Source organism: Micromonospora zhanjiangensis (assembly GCF_042650605.1).
Taxonomy (GTDB): Bacteria; Actinomycetota; Actinomycetes; order Mycobacteriales; family Micromonosporaceae; genus Micromonospora_J; species Micromonospora_J zhanjiangensis.
This window is the reverse complement of sequence record NZ_JBHSBN010000006.1, coordinates 128,190-152,579: the sequence shown is the minus strand read 5'-3', so window position 1 is coordinate 152,579 and position 24,390 is coordinate 128,190. Positions and strand designations below refer to the sequence as shown.

Annotated in this window: 21 protein-coding genes; 9 read left to right on the top strand and 12 right to left on the bottom strand. The window is 70.3% G+C overall.

The window, feature by feature from the left end; translation table 11 throughout:
- Positions 1–1,129 precede the first annotated feature (1,129 nt).
- Entirely contained in the window at positions 1,130–2,470 is a 1,341-nt protein-coding gene (locus ACFOX0_RS11425) for a hypothetical protein (protein ID WP_377544555.1), read from the top strand.
- A gap of 89 nt (positions 2,471–2,559) precedes the next feature.
- Here the strand turns inward: ACFOX0_RS11425 and rplI are convergent, their stop codons facing one another.
- From rplI to ACFOX0_RS11400, 5 genes are all read right to left on the bottom strand, one after another.
- Entirely contained in the window at positions 2,560–3,009 is a 450-nt protein-coding gene (gene rplI, locus ACFOX0_RS11420; protein ID WP_377544553.1) for a 50S ribosomal protein L9, read from the bottom strand.
- Between the two features lie 14 nt (positions 3,010–3,023).
- The gene (gene rpsR, locus ACFOX0_RS11415; protein WP_377544552.1) at positions 3,024–3,263 is read right to left on the bottom strand and encodes a 30S ribosomal protein S18; all 240 of its coding nucleotides are present in this window, start codon (positions 3,261–3,263) and stop codon (positions 3,024–3,026) included.
- Positions 3,264–3,304: 41 nt separating this feature from the next.
- Positions 3,305–3,847 carry a single-stranded DNA-binding protein gene (locus ACFOX0_RS11410; RefSeq protein WP_377544550.1) on the bottom strand — a complete coding sequence of 181 codons (543 nt, stop codon included), beginning with the start codon at positions 3,845–3,847 and terminating at the stop codon, positions 3,305–3,307.
- Between the two features lie 86 nt (positions 3,848–3,933).
- Positions 3,934–4,224, bottom strand: coding sequence for a 30S ribosomal protein S6 (gene rpsF / locus ACFOX0_RS11405; protein ID WP_377544888.1), 291 nt, complete (start codon positions 4,222–4,224; stop codon positions 3,934–3,936).
- Between the two features lie 290 nt (positions 4,225–4,514).
- The gene (locus ACFOX0_RS11400; protein WP_377544547.1) at positions 4,515–4,934 is read right to left on the bottom strand and encodes a hypothetical protein; all 420 of its coding nucleotides are present in this window, start codon (positions 4,932–4,934) and stop codon (positions 4,515–4,517) included.
- Between the two features lie 440 nt (positions 4,935–5,374).
- Between ACFOX0_RS11400 and ACFOX0_RS11395 the strand changes: the two genes are divergently transcribed.
- The gene (locus tag ACFOX0_RS11395; protein WP_377544544.1) at positions 5,375–6,151 is read left to right on the top strand and encodes a deoxyribonuclease IV; all 777 of its coding nucleotides are present in this window, start codon (positions 5,375–5,377) and stop codon (positions 6,149–6,151) included.
- Positions 6,152–6,161: 10 nt separating this feature from the next.
- Positions 6,162–8,234: a hypothetical protein gene (locus ACFOX0_RS11390; RefSeq protein ID WP_377544541.1), complete on the top strand. Its 2,073-nt coding sequence runs from the start codon at positions 6,162–6,164 to the stop codon at positions 8,232–8,234.
- Positions 8,235–8,416: 182 nt separating this feature from the next.
- On the opposite strand, the gene ACFOX0_RS11385 is transcribed toward ACFOX0_RS11390, so the two are convergent.
- From ACFOX0_RS11385 to ACFOX0_RS11375, 3 genes are all read right to left on the bottom strand, one after another.
- Positions 8,417–9,904 carry a glycosyltransferase family 87 protein gene (locus ACFOX0_RS11385; protein WP_377544539.1) on the bottom strand — a complete coding sequence of 496 codons (1,488 nt, stop codon included), beginning with the start codon at positions 9,902–9,904 and terminating at the stop codon, positions 8,417–8,419.
- A gap of 104 nt (positions 9,905–10,008) precedes the next feature.
- Positions 10,009–12,828, bottom strand: coding sequence for a transglycosylase domain-containing protein (locus tag ACFOX0_RS11380; protein ID WP_377544538.1), 2,820 nt, complete (start codon positions 12,826–12,828; stop codon positions 10,009–10,011).
- Positions 12,829–13,025: 197 nt separating this feature from the next.
- Positions 13,026–13,502: a DUF5318 domain-containing protein gene (locus tag ACFOX0_RS11375; RefSeq protein ID WP_377544536.1), complete on the bottom strand. Its 477-nt coding sequence runs from the start codon at positions 13,500–13,502 to the stop codon at positions 13,026–13,028.
- A 191-nt stretch (positions 13,503–13,693) separates the two neighbouring features.
- On the opposite strand from ACFOX0_RS11375, the gene ACFOX0_RS11370 reads away from it, so the two are divergent.
- Both ACFOX0_RS11370 and ACFOX0_RS11365 read left to right on the top strand, forming a co-directional pair.
- Positions 13,694–14,344, top strand: a complete 651-nt coding sequence (locus tag ACFOX0_RS11370) for a PadR family transcriptional regulator (RefSeq protein WP_377544533.1) — start codon at positions 13,694–13,696, stop codon at positions 14,342–14,344.
- 23 nt (positions 14,345–14,367) lie between these two features.
- Complete coding sequence (locus ACFOX0_RS11365) at positions 14,368–15,447, top strand: inositol-3-phosphate synthase (RefSeq protein ID WP_377544886.1); 1,080 nt, start codon at positions 14,368–14,370, stop codon at positions 15,445–15,447.
- A gap of 52 nt (positions 15,448–15,499) precedes the next feature.
- On the opposite strand, the gene ACFOX0_RS11360 is transcribed toward ACFOX0_RS11365, so the two are convergent.
- Genes ACFOX0_RS11360 through ACFOX0_RS11350 form a run of 3 tightly spaced genes read right to left on the bottom strand, consistent with a single transcriptional unit; the run spans position 15,500 to position 16,607 of the window.
- Positions 15,500–15,886, bottom strand: coding sequence for a hypothetical protein (locus tag ACFOX0_RS11360; RefSeq protein WP_377544530.1), 387 nt, complete (start codon positions 15,884–15,886; stop codon positions 15,500–15,502).
- Entirely contained in the window at positions 15,883–16,089 is a 207-nt protein-coding gene (locus tag ACFOX0_RS11355; RefSeq protein WP_377544528.1) for a ribbon-helix-helix protein, CopG family, read from the bottom strand. The genes ACFOX0_RS11360 and ACFOX0_RS11355 overlap by 4 nt, the downstream gene beginning before the upstream one ends.
- A gap of 38 nt (positions 16,090–16,127) precedes the next feature.
- Positions 16,128–16,607, bottom strand: coding sequence for a methylated-DNA--[protein]-cysteine S-methyltransferase (locus ACFOX0_RS11350; protein WP_377544526.1), 480 nt, complete (start codon positions 16,605–16,607; stop codon positions 16,128–16,130).
- Between the two features lie 194 nt (positions 16,608–16,801).
- Between ACFOX0_RS11350 and ACFOX0_RS11345 the strand changes: the two genes are divergently transcribed.
- Together ACFOX0_RS11345 and ACFOX0_RS11340 are read left to right on the top strand one after the other, a co-directional pair.
- Positions 16,802–17,332 (top strand): NfeD family protein, encoded by a 531-nt coding sequence (locus tag ACFOX0_RS11345; protein ID WP_377544524.1) that lies wholly within the window; start codon positions 16,802–16,804, stop codon positions 17,330–17,332.
- A gap of 9 nt (positions 17,333–17,341) precedes the next feature.
- Positions 17,342–18,862: a flotillin family protein gene (locus ACFOX0_RS11340; RefSeq protein ID WP_377544522.1), complete on the top strand. Its 1,521-nt coding sequence runs from the start codon at positions 17,342–17,344 to the stop codon at positions 18,860–18,862.
- A gap of 79 nt (positions 18,863–18,941) precedes the next feature.
- Here the strand turns inward: ACFOX0_RS11340 and ACFOX0_RS11335 are convergent, their stop codons facing one another.
- On the bottom strand, positions 18,942–20,516 hold the full coding sequence (locus tag ACFOX0_RS11335; protein ID WP_377544520.1) for a CCA tRNA nucleotidyltransferase: 1,575 nt from the start codon (positions 20,514–20,516) through the stop codon (positions 18,942–18,944).
- Between the two features lie 124 nt (positions 20,517–20,640).
- On the opposite strand from ACFOX0_RS11335, the gene murJ reads away from it, so the two are divergent.
- Together murJ and ACFOX0_RS11325 are read left to right on the top strand one after the other, a co-directional pair.
- Positions 20,641–22,398 (top strand): murein biosynthesis integral membrane protein MurJ, encoded by a 1,758-nt coding sequence (gene murJ / locus ACFOX0_RS11330; protein WP_377544518.1) that lies wholly within the window; start codon positions 20,641–20,643, stop codon positions 22,396–22,398.
- A 312-nt stretch (positions 22,399–22,710) separates the two neighbouring features.
- Entirely contained in the window at positions 22,711–24,324 is a 1,614-nt protein-coding gene (locus ACFOX0_RS11325) for a protein kinase family protein (protein WP_377544516.1), read from the top strand.
- The last annotated feature ends 66 nt before the right edge of the window (positions 24,325–24,390 follow it).

Below are 24,390 nucleotides of genomic sequence, written 5' to 3'. Positions count from 1 at the left end.
GACGTCGCGACGGTCGCCACGACCAGACGGTAACGATACGGAGCCCGAGGTCAGCGGCCCAAACGCGGCGGTGGAAGAGTCTCGGGACAACCTGTGGACAGTGCCTACCTGATTGTGTGCAGTCCTGTGCACAACGCTGTGGATAACTACGGGGAAAATTGCTCCACACCCCTCTGACCTGCGAGTACGTCGTCCACACACTGTGCAGGAAAGAATTCTGGGGTGATTAGTCTGGCGTACCGGGGGCAACCTGGGGAGACTGGCTGGTAGCTCTGGTCGTATCATCGACATTGAAGAATCGACTAGTTGACTGATTGCCATTCGGACGCAGAAAGGTCACCCTCCGGCAGTGGACCACCGGGACTGGGGGCGCGGTGATGCCGCCCCACGCGCACGGCAACCCAGCGACGGCTGGGCTGCCGTTCTCCCGGACTCCACGGACGGTCCGACCCCGCCGACCGACGAGGGTTACCGTGTTCCCGGCCGGCGTCGCGCGGCCCACCGCCGGGGCGCCGAATCCGCAGCCCGCTACCTTCCGCCCTGGGCCCGTACCGATGAGCGGGAGCCGGACGCGCGGCCGGTGAGTGGCGGCGGCAGGCACCGCGAGTCCGCGGCTGCGGACCCGCCGGTCAGCACCGCCGGCCGGCGCGCGCGACGGGCCATCGGATCGGCCGGTGATCGGGGGTCGGCGGCCGAGCCGACGAGCCGACGTTCCACCTCGGATACCGGCCGACACGCGATCGACGACGACGGGGCCACCGATTCGGGTGGCTACACCGGTGGCCGGCGGCGGGCGGAGGACCGCGACCGGTCCGGCCGACGCGGTCGGGGCCGCCGCCCGGTCAGCGGCGCCGCCACGGGCGGATCGGGCTTCGACGCGCCCGGCGGACGGTCCACCGACGACATCGACGAGGTGCCCGCAGCGCGCAGCCGGAGCCGACGTCGGGCGGCGGAGCGTGCCCGTTCCGACCGGTCGGATCCGGCCGGGACACGCCACCGGTCGGACGAGCCGGACGAGACCGTCGGACGCGCCCGCTCCGACCGGTCGGGCCGGACCACGAAGCGCGCCCGCCAGGACGAGCCGGACGAGACTCTCGGGCGCCGCTGGTCGGACGAGCCGGAGCCGACCGTGGAACGCCGTCGTCGGTCGGAGGCGGCGGAGGTGGCGGAAGATGCCGCCTGGTCGCGCGGGCAGGCCGGGGCCCGGAAGCGTGCCTGGTCGGACGACGCTGATCAGCCCGACGACTACCCGTGGCCCCGGCGCGCGGAGTCGTCGGAGGACACCGCGGAGGCAGCCGGCAGCCCGTGGCGGGTCGCGGCCGACGGTCACGATCGCCAGGCCCGGGACGAGGGGCCGGACATCGAGGTCGACCAGTTCGAGTCCACCGCCACCCGGCTGACCGCGCGTTGGGTTTCTGACGCACCGGTCGAGTCCGGCCGAGGCGGCAGCGCGGAGGTGAACCGCTGGCGTCGACGGGCGGCGGGCGACGGCCCCTCGGACCGGTTCACCGACACCGGGCAGTGGGAGCGGCCGCCGGGTGCCTTCGCCGACGAGGAGCCGTCCCCGGCGCCGCCGTCGCGGGCGCCGAGGTCGGCGGCGCCGGCACGCGATCCGTACGGCGAGACCGGACAGTTCGACCGGTTCACCGACACGGGTCAGTTCGACCGGTTCACCGATACCGGGCAGTGGGACCGGTTTACCGACACCGGGCAGTGGGACCGGCTCGCCGAGACCACCGGGCAGTGGGACCGGCTGACGGACACCACCGAGTGGAGCCGCGCGCCGGTTTCCGGCGGGGGACGCCGCGATCTCGACGGTCCCGGGTACGACGACGACGGGGAAGGCGAGACATTCTGGTCCGGGACCCGGCTGGCCGGTGACGATCCGCGCTGGATGGACACCCCGATCTCGGCACCCCGCTCACCGGCGGTCAGCTTCCCGAATCCGGCTCGGGTCCGCCCGGCGTCGGGGGCGGGACGTCGCGGAGCCGTGGAGCCGGACTGGCGCCGGTCGGATCCGATCAGTGCCCGCCGGTCGGTCAGCGCTCGCCGGTCGGCAGCCCCGCCTCCGCAGGGACGTGGCCGGACCCGCCGGATCGAGGAAGACCTGCTGCCCGGCGATCGCGGCGGCTATTCGGCCACCCTGCTCTACACCGCTGTCTGGTACGCCGTGCCGGTCCTGGCCCTGTTCGTCTGGCTGGTGACGCTGGACGGCAGCGTGGCGCCGAACTGCGTCACCGACATCGCCGGTGGGGGCTGCGAGTCTCCCCGGCTGCACGCGCTGCGGTCCCTGTTGGGCGGTGCACCGCAGTTCGGGGCGGCCTTCGCGGCCAGTCTCGTCATGGCGACCCTGATGCGGCGGGTGATCAGCACCTGGCGGGCACGCAGCATCGGGCTGGCGGCGGCCGTGATCGGCGGTGGGCTGTCCACCGTGGTGTTCAGCGCACTCAGCAACCAACCGTTGAACTGAGCCGGGCGCGGGTGCGGCGGACCGGCCGGCGGTAACGACGGATGGGGTGCCACACCGTGCGTGTGGCACCCCATCCGTCGTTGCTGGTGTTACTTGGCCTTGACCACGTTGAGGTCGAACTTGGCCGCCACGTCGGGGTGCAGCTTGACCCGCACCGGGTAGGACCCGACCGACTTGATGTGACCGGGCAGTTCCAGGCGACGCCGGTCGAGGACCGGTCCACCCGCCTTCTTGACGGCATCGACGATCTCGGCCGGGGTGACCGAGCCGAAGAGCCGGCCGCCGTCACCGGCGCGCACCGACAGGCTGACGTTCAGGCCCTCGATCTGGGCCTTGACCTCGTTGGCGTGGCCGAGGTCGCGGATCTCGCGGGCCGAACGAGCCCGCTTGATCACCTCGACCTGCCGCTCCGCGCCCTTGGTCCAGCGAATGGCGAAGCCCTGCGGCATGAGGTAATTCCGGCCGTAGCCGTCCTTGACCTCGACGATGTCGCCGGGGGCGCCGAGGCCGGACACCTCCTGAGTCAGGATGATCTTCATTTCGGTGCCTCCCCTCAGCGGGCCGTGGCCGTGTACGGCAGGAGCGCCATCTCGCGGGCGTTCTTGACCGCACGGGCGATCTGCCGCTGCTGCTGGGAGGTGACTCCGGTCACCCGCCGAGCGCGGATCTTGCCGCGGTCGGAGATGAACTTGCGCAGCAGCGCGGTGTCCTTGTAATCGATATAGGTGATCCCGTCCTTGTCGAGCGGGTTCACCTTCTTCTTCGGCTTGCGAAGTGCCGCAGCCTTTGACATTGCTCGTGCTCCTGGCTTGCGATCTCTGGCGTTCGATGCCATTAGAACGGGGGCTCCTCGTCGAAGTTTCCGCCGCCCGAACCAGAGCCCGAGGAGGCTGGCGCTGCCGTGGCCCAGGGGTCGTCGAAGTTTCCTCCGCGTCCCTGTCCACCGCCACCACCCTGGCCTCCGCCGGAGGCACCGAAGCCGCCACCACCGGAGCGGGACATCTTCTGCACCTTCGCCGTGGCGTACCGCAGCGACGGGCCGATCTCGTCGACTTCCAGTTCGATGACGGTGCGCTTCTCACCCTCACGGGTCTCGTACGACCGCTGGCGCAGCCGACCCGAGACGATCACGCGGGCGCCCCGCTGGAGCGACTCGGCGACGTGCTCCGCCGCCTGCCGCCACACCGTGCACGCCAGGAAGAGCGGCTCGCCGTCCTTCCACTCGCCGGAGGCCTTGTCCATGAACCGGGGCGTCGAGGCGACCCGGAACTTGGCGACCGCCGCGCCGGACGGGGTGAAACGCAACTCGGGGTCATCGGTCAGGTTGCCGATGACCGTGATGGTGGTATCTCCTGCCATGACCATCTCCTCGCGCACTCGTCAGTCGTTGTCGGTACAGGTTCTCAGAGCTGTACGACAGCGCCGACGAGGCTGAATCCGGGCGGACCGGGTTGGAATGCGCGTCAGCGCGTTTCCGGCCGGATGACCTTGGTACGCAGCACCGACTCGTTGAGTCGGAGCTGCCGCTCCAGCTCTGCCACCGCCTCAGGCGAAGCCTGCAGGTCGATGACGGCGTAGATGCCCTCGGCCTTCTTCTCGATCTCGAACGCGAGGCGCCGGCGGCCCCAGACGTCGAGCTTCTCGATCGAGCCACCCGCGGTCCGGATCACGTTCAGGTACGTGTCGAGCGACGGGGCGACGGTGCGCTCCTCGAGGCTGGGGTCGAGGATCACCATGATCTCGTAATGACGCAAGACGTGCTCACCTCCTATGGGCTTGGCGGCCACGGTCCTTCCGTGGCAGGAGGTCGTGCGTCGTCGTACCGCGTGGCTGGTCGGGGGGACCCGGGGCCGACACGGACGACCGGACCAGGATACCCGGCGGTCGCGCCACACCCGCAGGCAGGCGGCCAGGTCGGGAATCGCCTGATCGATTGGGCCGCGGGGCGCCCCCGTCCGCATTCTTTGGGTGGGACCTGGGGAGGAACGACCACACCGATGAGGTTGGACGGCAGGCGCCCCGCGGAGCTTGGTATGTACTTATGTTACGCCACAACAGCCCGACTTGCACGTTGAGTGGCAATCGCCCGAATTGCACCAGCGAGCACCCCTACCAGGCACACCGAGGCGGTCAGCGCGAGCAGACCGATGGGGCCACGGTCGCGTACCGGTTCGACGGCCCCGCCCACCACCTCGGCGGCCGGACCGCGGGCCCAGGCCGCCGGCGGGCCGCCGTCCTCCGCCGCGCCGGCCCGCGCGGCAGGAGCCGTCGTCGGCGCCCGGGACGTCGCCGGCACCACCATCACCCGCACCGTGGATTCGGCGGTCAGGCCACAAACCGGCCGGAGCACTAGCCGCACCGGCCCGCGATGGAACAGCACGTCGGCGGCGGCACCACCGGGAAGATCACCCTGCGGTACGCCGTCCAGCGCCAGTCGGGCACGACGTCCCGTGTCGTTGACCACCCGGAGGGTGGCCTCCGCCGACACGGTGACCGTTTCCCGATCAGCCGAGGCCCGGCACCGCAGGCCCGTCCGTCCGGAGCCGAAGGACAACTCCTGGCCACTCTCCCGTACCGCTGATCGGGGCCGCTCACCGGCGACCGCGATCCCGGGGAGCAACGGTGGCGCACCGGCGAACAGAGCGGCAACCGCGACGGTGGTACGGGGGTGGCGAAGCAAGGACGGCACTCTCTCCTCAATCCGGATCCGCTCGGGCGGTGCGCTGCTCCACCCGCGTCGATGGTGGGGTGGGAACTTCACCCGGGTAAACGAGCCGGTGGCGCGACGGTGACGCGGACCGCCGGAATTCCGTGGCCGGGAAAGCCGGGCCGAGCCGCGGAGAAACCGGACAAGCCGCCGGACGCGACCACGCCGGCGGCGCGGCGCGACGTAGGCTCGCCTTCATGCGTATCGGAGCCCACGTCGATCCGACCGACCCGCTCGACGCGGCCGTCGGCCGCGAGGCGGAGACAGTCCAGTTCTTCCTCTCCGACCCGCAGGGCTGGAAGAGCCCGGAACCACGCGCCGACGCCGAGCAACTCCGGGCGGCCGACATCGACGTCTTCATCCACGCTCCGTACGTCATCAACGTGGCCACGCTGAACAACCGGATCCGGATCCCCAGCCGCAAGCTGCTTGTCGCGCACGCCACGGCGGCCGCCACGGTCGGCGCGAAGGGCCTGATCGTGCACGGTGGACACGTGAACTCGGGCGACGACATCGCGGTCGGCATCGACAACTGGCGCAAGACGTTCGCCTATGCCGCCGAGTCCGGCGGCTTCGCCACCCCGGTGTTGATCGAGAACACCGCCGGCGGCGGCAACGCCGTCGCCCGGCGGTTCGACGTGCTGGCCCGGCTCTGGGACGCCGTCGGCGAGTACGGGGTGGGCTTCTGCCTGGACACCTGTCACGCGCATGCCGGTGGGGAGGACCTGCTCGACATCGTCGACCGGGTCCGGGCCATCACCGGACGGATCGACCTGATCCACGCGAACGACTCGAAGGACGGCTTCGACTCGGGCCGGGATCGACACGACAACCTCGGACACGGCAAGATCGACCCGGAGCTGGTGGTGGCCGTGGTCCGCGCCGCCGGAGCGCCGGTGGTCGTTGAGACACCGGGGGGAACTGAGGGTCAGGCCGCAGACATCGCGTTCCTGCGTGACCGCGTGGGCCGGTAGGGAAAGGTTCATGACGACGGACCAGTCGAGCAACCCCCAGAACACCGGCGCCGCGGCCGCGGCCACCTCCGCGGTCGACGGGAGTCCGGACACGCCCGGCTCACCGCAGGGCGAGGCCGGCCCGAACGGCACCGCCCCGACGAAGAACGCCGGCCCGACGAAGGACGACCACGCCACGTCAAAGGACGGCGCCACGGCGACGAACGGCACCGCGTCGAAGGACAGCGTCGGTTCGACGAGCAGGGAGGCCAAGTCGGACGAGGTGAAGTCGGACAAGGCCGAGGCCGAGGCGTCGGACGTGGCCGAGGCCGATCCGTGGGACGCGTTCGCGTCCGCTCCCGAGGAGCGGATCGGTCGACCGCGCCGGATCCTGCGGGCGACCGGCCGGGCCCTGGTGCACGAGTGGACCCTGGCCGCCCTGGCCAGCCTGGTGCTCGCCGTGCTGATGACCTGGCCGACGCTGCGCTACCCGCTGCACACCATCCCGCAGGACTACTGGGACCCCACCCTGCAGGCCTGGCAGATGGCCTGGTCGGGCCACGCCCTGCTGACCGATCCGGCGCATCTGTTCCAGTCCAACACCTTCTATCCGGAGAAGTGGAGCTTCGCCTTCTCCGACATGCTGCTCGGCTACGCGCCGGCGGGCATGATCGGCAGTGGGCCGCAGGCCGCCCTGCTGCGGTACAACATCATCTTCGTGCTGGCCCACGCGGTCGCCACGTTCGGCGCGTACGCGCTGGTGCGGCAGTTGGGTGCCGGCCGGATCGGTGCCGCGGTGGCGGGAGTCGGCTACGCGTACGCGCCGTGGCTGTTGTCCCAGGCCGGCCACCTGCACATCGTCTCCAACGGCGGGATCCCGCTGGCGCTGGCCATGCTGGCCAGGGGCCACGGCTGGTCCATGCGGCACGGCTACCGCCCGGACCGCCGGCACGCCGGCTGGGCGCTGGCCGGCTGGCTGGTGGCCTCCTGGCAGATCACCCTCGGCTTCGGCATCGGCCTGCCGTTCGCGTACATCCTGGGTCTTCTGGTGCCGGTCACCGTCCTCACCTGGTACGCCCGGCGGCTCTTCGTCTGGCGGGCCAAGCGCCCGTTCGGGTGGCGGTTGCTGCTCGCCGACCTGGCCGGCGGCCTGGTCTTCGCGGCCACCGGCGCGCTGCTGGCCATCCCGTTCTTCAAGGTCGCCGAACTCCACCCGTACGCGAAGCGGTCGGTCGGCGATCTCGAGGTCTTCTCCCCGCCGGCGGGCAGCTTCCTGATCGCTCCGGCGGAGTCGCGGATCTGGGGGTCCCTGCACGAGCCGGCCCGCGCCACCCTGACCGCGCAGGCCGAGATGACGCTGCTGCCCGGCTACGTCCTCTACGCCCTGGCGATCGCCGGCCTGTTCTTCTCGATCTGGACGGTGCGTCAACGGTTGCTGCTGCTGGCCGGCACGGTGCTGATCTTCCTGTTGTCGATGGGCACCGAGTTCTTCGGCGGGCGGTACACCTACCTGCCGCTCTACGACCACCTGCCCGGTTGGGAGGGCCTGCGGACTCCCGGTCGGCTGATGCTGTGGGGCACTCTGCTGCTGTGCGTGCTGGCGGCCGGCTCGGTCAGCGCCCTCGCCGACCGGGCCCAGCAGCTCGCCGCCCAGCGCATCCCGTCGTGGCCCGGCCCGTGGCTGCGGCTGGCCACCCTGGTCCCCTTGCTGTTGGTGCTGGTCGAGGGCTTGAACGCCACCCCGCACCCGGTCGTCCCGCAGCAGCCGGCCGCGCTGCGCACCGCGGACGGGCCGCTGCTGGTGCTGCCCAGCGACCAGGGCACCGACCAGAACGTGATGCTCTGGTCGACCACCCGGTTCCAGCCCGTGGTGAACGGCGGCAGCGGCTTCCTGCCGACCGGCCTGGCGAAGACCCGGCAGGCGGCGGAGAGCTTCCCCGACCGCGCCAGCGTCGACTACCTGCGCGGGATCGGCGTCAAGACGGTGGTGGTGCTGCGCGACCGGGTCGCCGGGACGCCCTGGGAGGCGTCCGTCGACCTGCCCGTCGAACCGCTCGGCATCCAGCGCGAGGACGTCGGCGACGTGGTGGTCTACCGGCTGTGACCGACCGCTCGGGTGCCGGCCGGACGGCCGGCACCCGGCGACCGGGACGGGGCGGGAGCCGGGCCGGACGCGAACCAGGTGCTGGTGCCCGCCGCGTCGGCGGTGCTGACCGAGCCTTTCGCCGAGCCGCGATCTTCCAGGCCGCCCGCCGGTCCCCGGTCCCCCAGGCGTCCCCGACCCGGCTACGGGGTGACGACGGCGGGTCCGGTCGGGCTGTCCGATCGGGCCCGCCATCGGCGCAGCCAGGACGCGTCGGGTGCCTCGTCGAGGACGCCGCCGTCCGGGTCGTCGGCATAGGTGGCCCGGACCGCGTCGCGCTCGGGCCGCAGCACGTCCCGGATCACCAGGCCGCACAACACTGCGACGGTGACCAGGCGCAGCAGCGCCGCCAGCACGAAGACGCCCTCGGGGATGACCTGCTTGCCGGACGCCCCGAGCAACTCGCCGTAGAAGGCGAGGAAGTAGCACACCTCGGCGAACTGCCAGGCCAGGAAGGCACCCCAGCGCGGCCGGGCGAGCACGGCCAGCGGCAGCAGCCAGAGCACGAACTGCTGCGACCACACCTTGCTGAAGATCAGGAACGCGGCGACCACCAGGAAGGCGAGCTGGCCGAGCCGCGGTCGGCGCGGCGCCAGAAACGCCAGCGCGGCGATCCCGACGCAGGCCAACGCGAACAACGCGTACGTGAGGTTGTTGAGGGTCGGGTCGACGTGCCCGTTGAGCCACTGGAATGGACCCTGGTCACCGGGCGCCCCGGTGTTGAACCGGCCGTCGAAGTAGCGGCCGATGTACCAGAAGGTGCCCCAGTCGATCGGCCTGGTGGTGTTCAGGTCGAAGAACCGCTTCCAGTTGTCCCAGTAGGGCAGGGCGACCGGCAGGTTGACCGCGACGATGGTGACCGCGGCGACGCCGACGGTGGTCAGCGCCGCCCGTACCCGGGCCGCGCGCAACGCGAGCAGCAGGATCGGACCGAGGATGAACAGCGGCCACAGTTTCGCCGCGGCGGCGAGCCCGAGCAGGATCCCGGCCGGCACCGGTCTGCGCCGGGCCCAGGCGTACAGGCCGAAGGCGGCCAGACCGACGGCGAGCAGGTCCCAGTTGACGGTCGCGGTCAGCAGCAGCGCGGGGGAGAGCGCGAACAGCGCCGCGTCCCAGGGTCTGCGCCGACGCAGCGCGAGGATCATCGCCACGGTGGCCACCGCGAGCGCCCCGAGCACCAGGGCGTTCAGGTTGTAGAACCACTGGCCCTGGTTGATGTCGGGGTGGCTCTGCCCGAGACTGTGCACCGGCAGCCCGAGCGCGCCCATGAAGTAGCCGGTCACCACCGGGTACTCGACCGGGTGGTCCCGATAGGGCACCGCGCCCTGGTTGAGGTTCTCGGCGTAGTAGAGCGCCAGCACATCGGTGTAGCAGAACCGGGTGTACTGCACGTTGTTCGCCCAGGCACCGTTCTGGCAGGGTGACTTCTGCACCCAGTGCAGCGCCAGGGTCAGGCAGGTCAACGCGAGCACGATCCGGGCCGCTGTCCAGAACCGGCCGGCGGGGCGCGCGGCGTGCTCGCCGAGCGGGCCGCCGATCGCCTGGGCCAGGCCGTGGACGAAACCGTCCGACCGGGACGGATGCTCGACCCGCTGGGACTCGTCGATGTCGGTCGCTGGATGCGTGCTCATGAACAGGCATCCTGCCGTACCGGGCCGGGATTCGGGAGACGCTGGTACGAAGACGCGCCGACCGCCGGAGGAGGTCTCCGGCGGCCGGCGCGCTCACCGCGTGGTCAGCCCTGGTTTCTACCCGGTGGTGTACTGGGCAGCACACCGGCGCCGGTACCGCCGGGGAAGCCCCCGCCGCCGTTGTTGTTGCCCCCGCCGCCGTTGTTGTTGCCGCCCCCGCCATTGTTGCGGCCGCCGTTGTTCCCGCCGTTGTCGCAGAAGCCCGGGATCGGGATCGTACAGCTCGAGTTCGGATTGTTCTCCTGACTGGGCGGCGCCGGCTTCACGCCGTCGCCGGCGCTGTCGTCACCGACGATCTGGACGTTCTCCGGGAACTTCTTGATCTCCTGGTCGGCCAGCGCCTTGTTCATGAACTTCTGCCAGACGTCGGCCGGCACGTTCGCGCCGTACAGTTCCCCACCGCTCTTGGTGAACAGCGCCTTGCGCTTACCGGCGTTGCCGACCCAGACGGCGGTGGCCAACTGCGGCGTGTAGCCGACCATCCAGGCGTCCGCGTTGTGGTTACTCTTCTCGTCGAGCTCCCAGGTGCCGGTCTTGCCGGTCACCGGCCGGTTGTCGTCCAGCCCGTGGTTGATCTGCTTGGGATACTTCTTGAGCACCTCGGTGACGTTGTCGGCCACCTCCGGCTTGATCCGCTGCTCGAGCTTGAGCTTCTCGCCGCTGTTGGGGATCGCCTGCCAGGCACCGGTGTTCTCATTGATCTTCTCGACCCGGAGCACGAAGTGTGCCTTGGCGTACTTACCCCGGGCCGCGAAGGTCGCCATGCCGTTGGCGTGGTCCAGCACGGTGACGCCGTACTGGCCGTAGGAGACCACGTTGAAGAACGGGTCGGGCGAGACCTCCTTGCCGGACTTCTTGGTGATGTCGATCGCCTTCGGCGGGTTGTCGGCGCTGGTCCACATGGTGGTGATGCCGGCGTCGCGCGCGGTGTCGACGATCTTGTCCGGGCCGATCTTCTCCGAGATGTGGTAGAAGGGCACGTTGAACGACTTCAGCGTCGACTCCTCCAGCGTGCAGCTCTTGCCGCAGCTGGCCTTGAAGTTCTCGTTCGCGTTACGGATGACCAGCTTGCTGTTGGGCACATGGTAGTTCGCCGAGTCCCAGTACGACTTCGTCGAGATGCCCGCGTTGATGGCCGCGGCCAACGTGTAGACCTTGAACGACGAGCCCGGCGGATGACCACCGGTGACGTTGCCCGCGGTGTCGACGTTCTTGCCGGCGTAGTCGAAGCCCGCGCCGCTGTCACCGCCGTAGTAGGCGAGCACCCGGCCGGTCCCCGGCTGGACGGCGACCAGCGCCGCCATCATGTCCTTCTGCTGGGTGCTCATCACCGAACCCTTGGTGCCCCGCCGGGCCGCGGCGATCGCCGCGTCCTGCATCTTCGGGTCGATGGTGGTCTTGATCCGGAAGCCCGCGTCCCGGCAGGCCGGCTTGCCGTCCTTGGGTTCGGCACCCGGGACGCAGAGCCCCTGCTCGGCCAGTTCCTGCATGACGTAGTTGACGACGTTGCCGTACGGGGTGTCGACACCGACCATCGAGTTGCCCGCCTTCGGCGCGATCAGCGACTTGGTGGGGTACTCGGTCGGCTTCTCCTCGGGCTTGAGCCAGCCCTTCTCCACCATCCCCTGCAGGACGTAGCCCCACCGGTCCTTGGCCGCCTCCGGGTTGACCGCCGGGTCGAAGCCCTTGTGTCCGGTCGCGCTGTCCGGCACCGGCTGCTTGATCACCCCGGCCAGTACCGCGCCCTCGGCCACCGTCAGCTTGCTCACCGACTTGCCGAAGTACGCCTGCGCGGCGGCCTCGATCCCGTACGCGCCCCGACCGAAGTAGATCGTGTTCAGGTAGTGCTGCATGATCGTGTTCTTGTCGTACTTGTCGTTGAGCTTGGAGGCCATGATCGCCTCCCGGATCTTCCGACCGTACGTGTCGTCCTGCAGGTTCGCGAAGGCGTTGCGCGCGTACTGCTGGGTGATGGTCGACGCGCCCTGCTTGCTGCCGCCGGTGAAGTTGTTCCAGGCGGCCCGGGCGATGCCGGTGTAGTCGACGCCGGAGTGCTCGTAGAACTTCCGGTCCTCGGCCGAGGCGACCTCGTGCTGCACGAACTCCGGGATCTGGTTGATCGTGACGAACTGGCGGTTCTCCTCGCCGAGTTTCGCGATCACCTTCTTGTAGTCGTTGGCGAAGATCGTGGTGGACAACGGCAGCGGCACGTCGTCCGGCAGCACCACGTTGGTGGAGTAGTAGGTGAACCCGACGACGCCGGCGCCGATCATCATGATGAAGACCGCGAAGGACGCGATGATCAGGTTGAGCCGCTTGCGCTTCTTGGCGCGGGCGATCGCGTCCGGGCCACCGGCACCGCGTCCGGTACGTCCCGGACCGGTCGGGCCGCCCGGGCCACCGGGACCGTCGTAGTCGGCCGGTGGGCGACCCCACGCGTCGTCCGAAACCGGCCGGGCCCGACCCACGCTGGCCCTACCGGCGGTGCCGACCGACGCGGAGCCCACCGAGGCGCGGCCCGTGCCGGCCCGACCGGCCGGGCGGCCGTAACCGCCGTCCGCGCCGGCGCCCGGGGCGCCCGCGCCGGAGACCGAGGCCCGCCCGCCGACCCGGGCCCGTCCCGCGCCCGACGGGGCGGGGCTGCCGGGTGCCGGGCTGACCGGGGCGCCACCGACCGAGGCGCGACCGCTCGATCCGCCCTGTCGGGGCGGCCGGGCCGAGCCCGAGTAGCCGCCGGCCGACGGGTATCCCGACCCGTCGTCCCGGGGCTGGTAGGAGTCGTCCGGTGCCGATCCGGAACCGCCGTTCGAGCCGGGGATCTGGGCCCGACCGCGCGGAGAACTGGGGTCGCCGTACGAGTTCATTCCTCACACCCTGCCGGTCGCGGTGTGGCGCGTTCCGCCATCACCGGGTTGCCGTGAGTTGGGCCACGCGCTGCCGAGCGGCCGGGGGGACCGGCCGGCGTGGCGCAACATCGTGACTTGCCGGACATGTCCGGTTGACTGGATGCCATCCATGACGTCGATCGCGGAACGCATGCTACCGATCGGACGGCCTGGGTTCACCGTTGCGCCTCGCGCCGTCGTCGATGGACGGGTTCGCCGCCACCGGGCGGCACAGCGGCGGCGGCCATCGCGGCGCCGTCGCCGGTCACGTCGTCGGACGGACCGGCCAGTCCGTCCCGCCCGAGCAGGAACTGCTCGATGAGGTGGTTCCAGGAGCACGCCTGGCACACCTCCACCACGAACACCTGGAACTCACGCAGAGTCATGGCGAGGCCGGGCAGTTCCGCCCGGCTGCGCGCCTGCCCGGCCGACTGCCTGAGCTCGTCGCCGTAGATGTAGTGCACGTGGGTCAGGTTCTCCTGACGGCAGACCGGGCAGCGGTGCTCGGTCGGCTCGCCGTGGAACCGGGCGGCGTTCTTCAGGTACGGCGACGCGTCGCACACCTCGTGCACGCCGATCCGACCGGAGAAGACCTCACGCAGCAGCGCCCGCTTCTTGAGCGAGTAGTCGACGAGCTGGCGCTGCGTACGCATGGGCAGAAGGGTACGCGGTTCCGTCAGAGGTGGCGACCGCCGTCACGTGGGGTGAGCAATTTCCTGGCATTGCGTGAACCAGCTCACGAGGTTTGCCCGGTCCCCCGGTGAGGTATTAACGTGCGATGTATCGGGCCGATACATCGCCCGACGTTATCGGGCGGTGTCCGAGGGTAGGGGAGGTAGAGCACGTGCTCGAACTCGCCATCCTCGGTCTTCTGCAGGAGTCCCCGATGCACGGCTACGAACTCCGCAAGGAACTCGTCGCCAAGCTCGGCGCCATCCGCGCGGCGATCAGCTACGGGTCGTTGTATCCCACGCTTCGTCGGCTTCAATCCGCCGGCTGGATCACCGAGGCGTCCGACACACCGGCCAGCGCGGACGAGATACCGGCGCTGACCAGCCGTCGGGGGCGGGTGGTCTACAAAATCACCGCCGACGGCAAAGAGCGCTTCGCGGAACTGATCGCCCAGGCCGGCCCGGAGACGTACGAGGACACCGGTTTCGGCGTGCACTTCGCGTTCTTCGCCCGGACCGACCAGGACACCCGGCTGCGGATCCTGGAAGGCCGCCGCCGCAAGATCGAGGAGCGGCGCGAGGGCCTGCGTGACGTGCTCGGCCGGGCGGCGTCCCGGCTGGACGCCTACACGCTCGAACTCCAGCGCCACGGCCTGGACGCCTGCGAGCGGGAGGTGCGCTGGCTGGAGGAACTGATCGCCAACGAGCGCTGCGGTCGTCCTCCGCACACCGGCCCGGCCACCGGCCAGGATCCGGCAACAGATCGACAAGACAACAGCCCGTTTCCGCCTGGGCAGTCCAGGGATGAGCAGGAGCGGCCGTGACAGAGAAAGAGGAGGCAAACGCGATGGGCTCCGTCCGCGTCGCCATCGTCGGTGTCGGTAACTGCGCCTCGTCCCTGGTTCAGGGCGTGGAGTACTACCGCAATGCCGATCCGCACGACCGCGTTCCCGGTCTCATGCACGTCAGGTTCGGCGACTACCACGTCTCCGACGTGGAGTTCGTCGCCGCGTTCGACGTCGACGCCAAGAAGGTCGGGATGGACCTGGCCGAGGCGATCGTCGCCAGCGAGAACAACACGATCAAGCTGTGTGACGTACCGCCGACCGGCGTGACCGTCCAGCGCGGTCCGACCTTCGACGGTCTGGGCCAGTACTACCGCGAGATCATCGAGGAGTCCGACGCCGAGCCGGTCGACGTGGCCCAGGCCCTGCGCGACGCCCGGGTCGACGTGGTGGTCGCCTACCTGCCGGTGGGCTCCGAGCAGGCGGACAAGTTCTACGCCCAGGCCGCCATCGACGCGGGTTGCGCCTTCGTCAACGCGCTGCCGGTCTTCATCGCCTCCGACCCGGAGTGGGCGCAGAAGTTCACCGACGCCGGCCTGCCGATCGTCGGCGACGACATCAAGAGCCAGGTCGGCGCCACCATCGTGCACCGGGCGCTGGCCAAGCTGTTCGAGGACCGCGGGGTCGAGCTGCTGCGCACGTACCAGCTCAACTTCGGCGGCAACATGGACTTCATGAACATGCTGGAGCGCAACCGGCTGGTCTCCAAGAAGATCTCCAAGACCCAGTCGGTCACCTCCCAGATCCCGCACGAGATGACCAAGGGCGACGTCCACATCGGCCCGTCCGACCACGTGCCGTGGCTGGACGACCGCAAGTGGGCGTACATCCGGCTGGAGGGCCGCTCGTTCGGCGACACGCCGCTGAACGCCGAGCTGAAGCTCGAGGTCTGGGATTCGCCCAACTCGGCCGGCGTGATCATCGACGCCGTCCGCGCCGCGAAGATCGCCCTGGACCGCGGCATCGGCGGCCCGATCCTGTCGGCCTCGTCGTACTTCATGAAGTCGCCGCCGGAGCAGTACGCCGACCACGCCGCGCACCAGGCCGTCGAGGACTTCATCGCCGGCAAGACCGAACGCTAGAGATCAGCCACCGTCGAGGGCCGGGTCCGCACGGACCCGGCCCTCGCGCCGTTCAGTCCAGCAATCCAAGGTACGGGGACAACCGGAGAGCGATTTCATCGACTGAATCGATCTCGCCGCTCACCATCGCGTCGGTCAGCGCCATCCGGTCTTTCGATGGCATGTCGAGGGTGAATCCAGACCTCTGCAGCAGAACACGCATCGCGGCCCAGCCCAGTCCGGCATTCCACGCTTCCAGCGGGCGCCACATGGTCAATCCGTGCAACAACGCCGCCGCCTTGTCGAGCGACGTCGGATAGACCGATCGCGCGACCAACCTGGCGTGTGGTCGAGCCGCCGCCGCAACCAGGATCCCGGCGTCGCGGACTCGGTTCTGCTGCCCTGTCCACTCCGCCAACAAAGTCAACAGGTCCTCGGCATCGGGCCAAGGGCTGCTCACCGGTCGCCGAGCATCTCGAAGAACTCGGCATCCTCGGCGTAGACCTTGCGAGCCGCCTGGCGATTCCACTCATCGCGCTGGTGTCGATCAAGGTACGCCTCGATAGCCACCTCAACTGTCTTGTGCATCGAACGATGTTCCGCCTCGGCGAGTTCGCGGAGTCGTCGCTCGACGTCGGACTTGAGGGTCAGGGTGAAGGCCATACCAAAGTTGTATAGCCCTTTGCGCCGCCGGTCAACCGTCACGACCACGCGCGTTGGAAGGCGATCGTGGCTTCCAACTCCAGCAGGCGACGTTTGCGGTCCAGGCCGCCGCCGAAGCCGACCAGCTTCCCCCCGGCGCCGACGATCCGGTGACAGGGCACGATGACCGGGATCGGGTTGCGGTTGCAGGCCACCCCGACCGCCCGTGCCGCGCCGGCGTCGCCCAGGATCGCCGCCACCTCGCCGTACGTCGTCGTCTCGCCGTACGGGATCCTGGTCATCTCCCGCCAGACGGCACGCTCGAAGTCGGAGCCCCGACGGACGGACAGCGGCAGCGTGAAGCCGGTCAGCTCACCGGCGAAGTAGGCCCGCAACTCGGCGACGACGGCGCGCAGCAGTTCGTCGTCCGGCTCGGCGACCGCCCCCTCGACCGGGCCGAAGTTCGCCCCGCAGACTCCGGTCTCGTCGACGCCGACGGAGAACTCACCGATCGGCGAGTCGAGCACGGTCCACAGCATGACCTCATTCTCCCCGACCCTCCCGACACTCCCAGCTCCGCGCCCGGCACTCCCAGCGCTCGGCGCTGCGGTCCCCGTCGACGCCGTGCATCTGGAGCGTCCTGGCGTGCACGCCGGCCCGGATGGCCTGAATCGCGGTAACGACCGACCGAGCGGCCGGATACGGGGTTGCCCCAAGCCTCTACCCTGCAGGTATGGCTACGGGGACGCTCATCTTTCTGATCATCGGCGGGCTGGGCGTCGTCGTGCTCGGTCTCGGGTTGCTCGGCGCGGAGTTCCTCCATTTCGGACATCCCGATGTCGACGGACCGGTGTCGCTGGAGGCGGTCGCCGGCTTCGTCGGGGCGTTCGGCTTCGTCGGCGCCATCGCCAACGAGCTGCTCGGCTCCCGTACCCCCGGGTTGATCGTCGTGGCGGCGGTCGTCGGGCTGCTCGCGGCGCTGCCCACGGCGTGGCTGGCCATGCGGCTCGCCCGGGCGGCACGGAACATGCCCACCGACGCCACGCCCACCCGGGCCGACCTGGTCGGCGCGCTCGGCGTGGTGGTCACCCCCATCGCGGCCGGCGGCTACGGCGAGGTGCGGGTCCGCGTCGGCGGAGCGCCGGTCAAGCTCAACGCCCGGTCTGACAAACCCCTTCCGCTCGGCGCCCAGGTCTTCGTGGTCGATGCGCCGAGCGACACCAGTGTGCTGGTCGAAGAAACCCCCATCATCACCTCTGACTGAGGAGTCGCATTGACCTCTCTCTTCGTCGCCATCGGCGGCGCGGTCCTGCTCGTCGTCCTTCTGATCATCTTCATCCTGTCCCGGATCAAGGTCGCCGGGCCGAACGAGGCGTTCATCGTCACCGGCCGCAAGGGGCGCACCACGCAGAGCGCCGACGGCATCCGGTCCACCGACATGTCCGGCCAGAAGGTCGTCATGGGCGCGTCGGTCTTCGTCCTGCCGATCGTGCAGAAGCTCCAGTCGCTCGACCTGTCCAGCCGGCGGATCCACGTGGAGATCCAGGGCGCCGTCAGCAAGCAGGGCATCCGGGCCAAGCTCCAGGGCGTGGCGATCGTCAAGGTCGGCGGCACCGAGGACGCCATCCGGGCCGCCGCCCAGCGGTTCCTGCACCAGCAGGCCGAGATCGACGAGTTCACCCGGGAGGTGCTGGCCGGCGCGCTGCGGTCGATCGTCGGCCGGCTCACCATCGAGGAGATCATCCGGGACCGGGCGGCGTTCGCCAGCGCGGTGGCCGAGGAGGCCGAGCACTCGATGACCAACCAGGGTCTGGTGCTCGACACGTTCCAACTGCAGGACATCTTCGCCGAGGGGTCGTACCTGCAGGACCTGGGTCGGCCGGAGGCGGCCCGGGTGCTCAAGGACGCGGCCATCGCCGAGGCCCGCGCCCGGCAGGCCGCCGAGCAGGAGCGGTTACTGGCCGAGGAGGCCATCGCCGAGGCCAACCGGAACCTGTCGCTGAAGCAGGCCGCGATCCAGTCCGAGATCGACGCCGCCAAGGCCAGGTCGGCGGCGGCCGGTCCGCTGGCCCAGGCCGAACGGGACCAGGCAATCCTGTCCGAGCAGCAGAAGGTGGCCGAGCGCAACGCCGAGCTCAAGCAGCGCCAGCTGGACACCGAGGTGCGCAAGCCGGCCGACGCGGCCCGGTACAAGGTCGAGCAGGAGGCCGAGGCGGCCCGCAACGCGGCCGTGCTGACCGCCGACGCGCAGCGCCAGGCGACCATCGCCGCCGCGCAGGCCGCCGCCGAGCAGGCCCGGCTCACCGGTGAGGGCGAGCGGGCCCGCCGGGCCGCGCTGGCCGAGGCGAACGCGATCGAGGGCGCCAAGGAGGGCGAGGCCGAGCAGCGTCGCCGGTCCGCCATCGCCGAGGCGGTCGAGCGGGAGGGTCAGGCCGAGGCCGCGGCGACCCTGGCCAAGGGTCAGGCCGAGGCCGAGGCGATGGCCCGCAAGGCCGAGGCATTCGCCGCGTACGGCGAGGCCGCCGTGCTGGACCTGCTGGTCCGGGTGCTGCCGCAGGTGGTCGAGGCGGCCAGCGCGCCGATGAGCAACATCGACAAGATGACCGTCATCTCCACCGACGGCGCCTCGTCGCTGACCAAGTCGGTGGCCGGCAACGTCGCCCAGGGCCTGCAACTGGGTTCCGACCTGACCGGGATCGACCTGGCCGGCCTGCTCGCCAAGCTGGGCGGGGCCACCTCCGGTGAGAACGGCAAGCCGGTGGTGGACGGCAGGACCGTGGACACCACCCGGTAATCCGGGCCGAGAAGAGATCGCCGCTCCCGGTTTCGGGGCGGCGATCTTTTTCGGTACGGACCGACCCAGCGGGGTCAGGTCAGTCGGTGATTCCCTGTTCGCGGGCCCAGCGCCGCAGCTCGGCCTCGGCCTCGTCGCGGTCCAACGGGCCGCGCTCCAGGCGCAGCTCCTTGAGATGCCGCCAGGCCCGCCCGACGACCGGCCCCGGTGGTACGCCGAGCAACTCCATGATCGCGTTGCCGTCCAGGTCGGGGCGGACCCGGGCCAGGTCCTCGTCGGCCTGGATCCGGGCGATCCGCTCCTCCAACGCGTCGTAGTCCTCGGACAGTTGCCGGGCCTTGCGCCGGTTGCGCGTGGTGCAGTCGGAACGGGTCAGCTTGTGCAGCCGGGACAGCAGGTCACCCGCGTCGGTGACGTACCGGCGCACCGCCGAGTCGGTCCACTCGCCCCGACCGTAGCCGTAGAACCGCAGGTGCAGCGCCACCAGGTCGACCACCTGCGCGGTCACGTCCTTGGGGTAGCGCAGCGCTTTCATCCGTTGCTTGGTCAGCCGGGCGCCGACCATCTCGTGGTGGTGGAAGCTGACCCGGCCGTCCGGCCCGACCGCCTTGGTGGCCGGCTTGCCCACGTCGTGCATCAGTGCGGCCAGCCGCAGGACCAGGTCCGGCCCGGTGGTTTCCGGGTCGGCCCGCTCCAGCGCCACGGCGTTGTTCACCACGGTCAGCGTGTGCTCGTAGACGTCCTTGTGCTGGGCGTGCTCGTCGATCTCCAGCTTCAGCCCGGACAGCTCCGGCAGAAACCGGTCGGCCAGCCCGCTGTCCACCAGCAGCCGCAGTCCCGTGACCGGCTCCGCGCCGCAGAGCAGCTTGCTGAACTCGTCCCGGATCCGCTCCGCGGTGATCCGGTCCAAATCGCCGGCCATGGCCGCCATCGCGGCCCGGGCCGCCGGCTCGACGGTGAAGCCCAGCTGCGCGGCGAACCGGGCCGCCCGCAGCATCCGCAGCGGGTCGTCGCCGAACGACTCCTGCGGCGTTCCGGGGGTACGGATCAGCCGGGCGGCCAGGTCGGCCAGCCCGCCGTACGGGTCGGTGAACCGATGGTCGGGCAGACTGACCGCCATCGCGTTGATGGTGAAGTCGCGGCGCTTCAGATCGTCGGCCAGGTCGGTGCCGTACTGGACCACCGGGTTGCGGGTGACCCGGTCGTACGCCTCGGCCCGGAACGTGGTGATCTCCAGGCGCAGGCCGTCGCGCTGCGCGCCGATGGTGCCGAACTCCCGGCCGGTCTCCCAGATCGACTCGGCCCAGCCTTTGACGATCTTGATCGTCTGGTCCGGGTGGGCGTCGGTGCAGAAGTCCAGGTCGTTGCCGAGCCGACCGAGCAGCGCGTCCCGGACCGAGCCCCCGACCAGGTGCAGTTCGTGGCCGGCCCGGGCGAACCGGCGGCCCAGCTCGTCGGCGATCGGCGAGACGCGCAGCAACTCGGCCACGGCGTTGCGCTGCGCCGCGGTCAGCCGGGCCGCGTTCGGGACACCGGCGTCGGCTGCGCTCGGAGCGTCGGTGTCGGAGCCGGCCGCCGACGGGACGGTGCCGTCGGAGCCGCTCGGAACCGGCGTGGATCGACGGGCAACCGGAGGTACGGATGTTTCGGACATGGGACCGCCAGCTTATCGGTCCGACCTCCCGCTCGGGCGCCCAGGTCGGCCGTGCCGGAATTGACTAAGGTCTGCACCAGTGCCGGCGGGTGTTCGATCCGCCGTACCCCTTTGGAGGCTGAAGATGAGCGGCCGGATCTACCGGAGCGGGAACGCGCAGGACGGCACTCCCGGCCTGTCCGGCGACGCCAGCTTCATCGCCGCCGAGCCGCTCAACCAGCCCGCGGTCGAGGCGACCACCCCGCCGCCGGAGCAGGTGTCCGAGGGCAGCGCCGCGGCGAACAGCACGGTGATGGCGATCGGCAGCCTGGTCAGCCGGGGCACGGGCTTCATCCGGAACCTGATGATCGGTGCCGCCCTCGGCGCGTACGCGGTCGGCAACGCGTACACCACGGCCCAGTTCCTGCCAAACCAGATCTACGAGTTCCTGCTCGGCGGGGTGCTGAGCAGCGTACTCATCCCGGTGCTGGTCCGTCGGCGCAAGGTCGACGCCGACCGGGGCGAGGCGTACACCCAGCGGCTGCTCTCCTTCGCGGTGATCACGCTCGGCGTCGCCGCGCTGATCGTCGCGGCCGGAGCCTCCTGGTTCACCGCGATCTACGCCGGTGGCAAGTCGGGCGACTACCAGGGCCTGGTCACGAACCTGTCCTACCTGATGCTGCCGATGTTGTTCTTCACCGGCCTCAGCGCGCTGGTCACCGCGGTGCTGAACACCCGGGGGCACTTCGCCGCGCCGATGTGGGCGCCGATCCTGAACAACCTCGTCGTCATCGGCGTCTGCGCGCTCTACATCGCGGTCTACGGCGCCACCGAGATCCAACCCGACCAGATGTCCGTCGACCGGATCCTGCTGATCGGTGGCGGCACCCTGCTCGGCGTGGCCGTGCAGGCCGCCGGCCTGCTGCCGGCGCTGCGCAAGGTGGGCTTCCGGTGGAAGTGGCGGCTGGACTTCCGGGCGCTCGGCCTGCGCGAACTGGGTCGGCTCGGCGCCTGGATGATCTGCTACGTCGGGGTCAACCAGGTGGGCCTGTTCGTGGTGGTCAACCTGCTCACCCGGGCCGCCGGCGAGACCACCGGCGGCCAGAAGAACGCCGGTCTGCTCATCTACAACAACGTGTTCCTGCTGCTGATGATGGCGCACGGCATCATCGCGGTCTCGATCATCACCGCCCTGATGCCGCGGATGAGCGCCGCGATCGCCGACGGCCGATACGCCGACATGACCGCCGACCTGTCCCGGGGCACCCGGATGGTGACGGCCGTGCTCGCCCCGATCGCGGTCTGCTACGCCGTGCTCGCCGGCCCGATCTCGGTGGTGGTGTTCCGGTACGGCGCTTTCACCGGCGAAAGCGCCACGCTCACCTCGACCGTGCTGCTGGTCGCCGCGGTCGGCCTGATCCCGTTCGCGGTGAGCCAGCTCTTCACCTTCGCCTTCTACGCGCTGCCGGACACCCGGATGCCGGCGCTGATCAACATTCCGGTGGTGCTGCTGCGGGTGCTGGTCCAGGTCGGGCTCTTCGCCGCGTTCTCGGCCTCGTTCGCCGCGGCCGGGATGATGCTCGGCAACGCGATCTCCTTCGTGGCTGCGGCGGTCATCTCGGCTATCCTGCTGCGCCCCCGGGTCGGCCCGATCGGACTGGGCCGGATCGGCCGGACGATGGGCAAAGTGCTGGTCGCCTCCCTCGGCGCCGCGCTGGTCGGGTGGCTGGTGCTGAAGGTGCTGCCGGGTGATCCGGCGCGGCTGAGCTGGGCCAGCGCGTTCGTCCGGCTGGTCGTCGCCGGCGGGGCGATCGGGCTGAGCTACCTCGGTCTCGCCGCCGTGCTGCGGATCACCGAGATCACCGAGGTGGTGGGCATGGTGCGCCGCAAGCTCGGACGCTGATTCGCCGGTGTCGCCCGCCCGAGCGACTCTGACCACTGGTAGCGGCGGTGTGACGAAGAGCCACGCCCCCGCCGGGCAACCGGTGGAAACCGCCCGATAGATTGTCAATCACACCTGCGAGCAACACGGATTACCAGGTCGTGGGCCGCCTGAGCCGCCCCAACCCGTGGCTTACCGGCGGTTACGACCGGAAGATGACATGTCGGCGAGGAGCTGAACCCGGGTAAGGTCGCTCTCGGCGGGTGCCGGGAGCGCCTAGGCTATGAGGGTGCGCTCGCCGGCCGGCTCCTTCGACGGCAGAGCGGAACGCACATGCCCAGCAGTACGGGTCCATCGATCGACACAATCACCGAGGGAGGACGGGTGACGCAGGTCGGCGAGGGTCAGGAGGCGGACGAGATCACCCCGCCGGCGACGACCTTCGGTGCACCCGCCGTCGGTGAGGTGCTCGCCGATCGGTACGAGCTTGCCGAGCACATCAACAACGACAGCGCCGGCCGGCAGGTCTGGCGCGGGATCGACGTGGTGCTCCGCCGTCCGGTCGCCGTCGTGCTGCGCCACCCCGGTGGCGACTCCGCGATGGAGATGCTCCAGGCGGCCGTCACCGCCAGCCGGGTGATCCACCCCAACCTGGTCGGTGTCTACGACGCGATCGACGAGGACGACCGTGCCTACGTGGTCCGGGAGTGGGTCGACGGACGGTCGCTGCGGGAACTGGTCGCCGAGGACGGCGTACTCGACCCGGCCCGGGCCACCAGCGTGGCGCACGCCGTCTCCGGCGCGGTCGCCGCCGTACACGCCACCGGCATGGTGCACGGCAACGTCCACCCGGGGACCGTGATGGTCGGCGACGACGGGCGGGTCGTCCTGGCCGACGCCCGCGCCGACATGGCGGACACCACGGAGACCGACGTCCGCGCGATCGGCGGCGTCCTCTACTTCGCCCTGACCGGCCACTGGCCGCACAGCGAGGCCCGGCTGACCGGCGGCACCGAGGGCCGCGGTCGACTGGCCCTGCCCGACGCCCTCCGGGACGGCGGCAACCTGGTCGCGCCCCGGCAGGTCCGCGCGGGCGTACCGGCCTATCTTGACGACCTGACCATGGACCTGCTCGACAGCACGATCGAGCCGCCCTCCTCCGACGTGTTGGCCGCCGAGTTGGGCCGGCTGGACGTACCGCAGGAGGAGCACTACCTGGAGAGCGCGGGCACCCTGCGGTTCACCTCCGGCGACGAGGACCCGCCCGGTCTGGTGCCCACCGGTCGCCGGAAGATGCTCCTGGGGGTGGCCGGCCTCCTGGTCGTCGCCCTGGTCGGTCTGCTGATCGGGATCAACGCGCTGAGCGACAAGAGCGGTGGGACGGCCGGCGAGGCGGGTGGCCCGACCCCGGCCCCGGGCACGACCGGTCCGGCCGGTGACGGCGGGGCCCAGTCGCAGAAGCCGCAGAAGATCGCCATCTCGGCGGACCAGGTACGGGTGATCGACCCGTTCGGCGACCGCACCGAGCTGCGGAACGTCGAGAAGACGGTGGACAACAACCGCAACCAGGGGTGGGAGACCCAGAACTACCGGAGCAACTTCGGTGAGTGGAAACCGGGCATGGGCATCCTGATCGACCTCAAGCAACCGCGGGCGCTCAGCTCCGTACAGGTCGAACTGTCCAGCCCCGGTGCCACCGCCGAGTTGTTCTCCGGCACCAGCGCTCCGACGCAGAGCAGCAAGGCCGCCGACCTGCAGGTGAAGAACGCCTTCACCACCCGGATCGGCGAGCCCTTCGAGAACTACAGCGGCTCGACGATGACCTTCACCGGCTTCCAGCCGGGCACGAAGTACCAGTACCTGCTGTTCTGGATCTCCAGCCTGCCCAGCGACGGCAGCGGCGGCTACCAGGTCGGGGTCCAGGAGATCACGGTCGCCGGGACGTGACCCGGTGACCGGTTCCGCGTCGCCGGCACCCGGGACCGCACCCGGCACCACCGGTACGGACACCAC